We start from the raw sequence: 2,317 nt of genomic DNA, 5'->3' as shown, positions 1-2,317 counted from the left end.
GCAGGCGGGCCGGCCGGTCGCCGGCGCGCTGCCGGCGGCCGGGCCGGTCGGGCCGGGGGAGCGCGCGGGAGGCACGGGATCGTAGGCTCATCACTCGTAGGCTCATAGACCCGCGCATCTCGCGCGGGTCTGCCGCCGTACCGGAGGGGCCATGGCACTGGAGGATCGGTCCGGGAGCCGGACCAGCCGGCCGGAGATCCGTCTGGTCCGACGCGGGTTCACCGACCCCGAACACGCCCTGCGGCTGCTCGCCGAACCGGCGCTGCACGGACTGGCCGCCGACCCGGTCCTGATCGACGCCCTCGGCTCCACCGCCGACCCCGACCTCGCCCTGCGCGGCCTCGCCCACCTGCTGGAGGCCCTGGACGAGCCCGAACGGGCCGCCCTGCGCGACACCCTGACCGGCTCCAAACCGCTGCGCGACCGGCTGCTCGGCACCCTCGGCGCCTCCGCCGCGCTCGCCGACCACCTCGCCCGCCACCCCCGCGACTGGCACGCCCTGGTCACCTTCGAACAGCGCGACATGCACCCCGGCCAGGCCGAGTTCCGGCGCGAACTCTCCGAGCGGGTCCGCGCCGCCGCGCCGCCCGCCCGCCCGGACGCCCTGCGCGCCGCATACCGGCGCTGCCTGCTCACCATCGCCGCCCGCGACCTGAGCGGCACCACCGACCTGCCGCAGACCTCCGCCGAACTCGCCGACCTGGCCGGCGCCACCCTGCAGACCGCCCTCGACCTCGCCGCCGACGAGGACCAGGAGGCCGCCGCGGACTGCCGGCTCGCCGTGATCGGCATGGGCAAGTGCGGCGGCCGCGAGCTCAACTACGTCTCCGACGTCGACGTGATCTTCGTGGCCGAGCCCGCCGACGGCGTCGAGGAGCAGCGGGCCACCCGGGCCGCCACCCGGCTCGCCGCCCGCACCATGCGGCTGTGCTCCGACACCACCGGCGAGGGCACCATCTGGCCCGTCGACGCCAACCTGCGCCCCGAGGGCCGCAACGGCCCGCTGGTGCGCACCCTCGCCAGCCACCTCGCCTACTACCAGCGCTGGGCCAAGACCTGGGAGTTCCAGGCCCTGCTCAAGGCCCGCCCGGTGGCCGGCGACGCCGACCTCGGCGCCGCCTACGCCGAGGCCATCGCCCCGCTGGTGTGGCAGGCCGCCGCCCGGGAGAACTTCGTCACCGACGTCCAGCAGATGCGCCGCCGGGTGGTCGACGCGATCCCCGCCACCGAGGTCGGGCGGCAGCTCAAGCTCGGGCCCGGCGGCCTGCGCGACGTCGAGTTCGCCGTCCAGCTGCTCCAGCTGGTGCACGGCCGCACCGACCCCACACTGCGCAGCGGCAACACTCTCCGGGCGCTGGCCGCCCTCAGCGACGGCGGCTACGTCGGCCGGGCCGACGCCGCCTCGCTCGACGCGGCCTACCGCTTCCTGCGCGCCCTGGAGCACCGCATCCAGCTCCACCGGCTGCGCCGCACCCACCTGGTCCCCACCGACCCGGACGACCTGCGCCGGCTCGCCCGGTCGCTCTCCCCGCTGATCAACGACGACACCCGGGCCGACCCGGTCGCCGCGCTGGACCGTGAGTGGAAGCGGCACGCCGTCGAGGTCAGGCGGCTGCACGAGCGGCTGTTCTACCGGCCGCTGCTGGACGCGGTGGCCGAACTCCCGGCCGGCGCCGCCGCCCTGGACCACGCGGCGCTCGGACCCGCCGGACTGACCCCGGCCGCCGCCAAGGCCAGGCTGGAGGCGCTCGGCTACGCCGACCCCGCCGCCGCCCTGCGCCACCTCACCGCGCTGGCCTCCGGCGTCAGCCGCAAGGCGGCCATCCAGCGCACCCTGCTGCCGGTCCTGCTCGGCTGGTTCGCCGACTCCGCCGACCCCGACGCCGGCCTGCTCAACTTCCGGCAGGTCTCCGACGCCCTCGGCCGCACCCCCTGGTACCTGCGGCTGCTGCGCGACGAGGGCGCCGCCGCCGAGCGGCTGGCCCGGGTCCTGTCGGCCGGCCGGCTCGCCCCCGACCTGCTGCTGCGCGCCCCCGAGGCGGTCGCCATGCTCGGCGACCCGCAGGGCCTGGTGCCGCGCGGCCGGCCCGCCCTGGAGCAGGAGATCCTGGCGGCCGTCGGCCGCGCCCCCACCGCCGCCGCCGGGGTGGCCGCCGCCCGCGCGGTGCGCCGCCGGGAGCTGTTCCGCACCAGCGCCGCCGACCTGCTCGGCCGCCTCGACCCGGACCCGGCGCGCGCCCTGGACACCGCAGGCGAGGCACTCACCGCGCTCAACGCCGCCACCCTGCAGGGCGCGCTGAAGGCCTGCATCGCGGGG

Annotated in this window: 1 protein-coding gene; it reads left to right on the top strand. The window is 77.6% G+C overall.

Annotation, left to right across the window (positions count from 1 at the left end):
* Nucleotides 1-151: 151 nt before the first annotated feature.
* A partial coding sequence (locus tag AA75_RS44165) for a bifunctional [glutamine synthetase] adenylyltransferase/[glutamine synthetase]-adenylyl-L-tyrosine phosphorylase (protein ID WP_063794565.1) occupies nucleotides 152-2,317 on the top strand: 2,166 nt, incomplete at its 3' end.

The organism is Kitasatospora sp. MBT63, assembly GCF_000710465.2.
Lineage (GTDB): Bacteria > Actinomycetota > Actinomycetes > Streptomycetales > Streptomycetaceae > Kitasatospora.
Note: the sequence above shows the minus strand (reverse complement) of the source record. Positions and strands in the feature narration are given on the sequence as shown.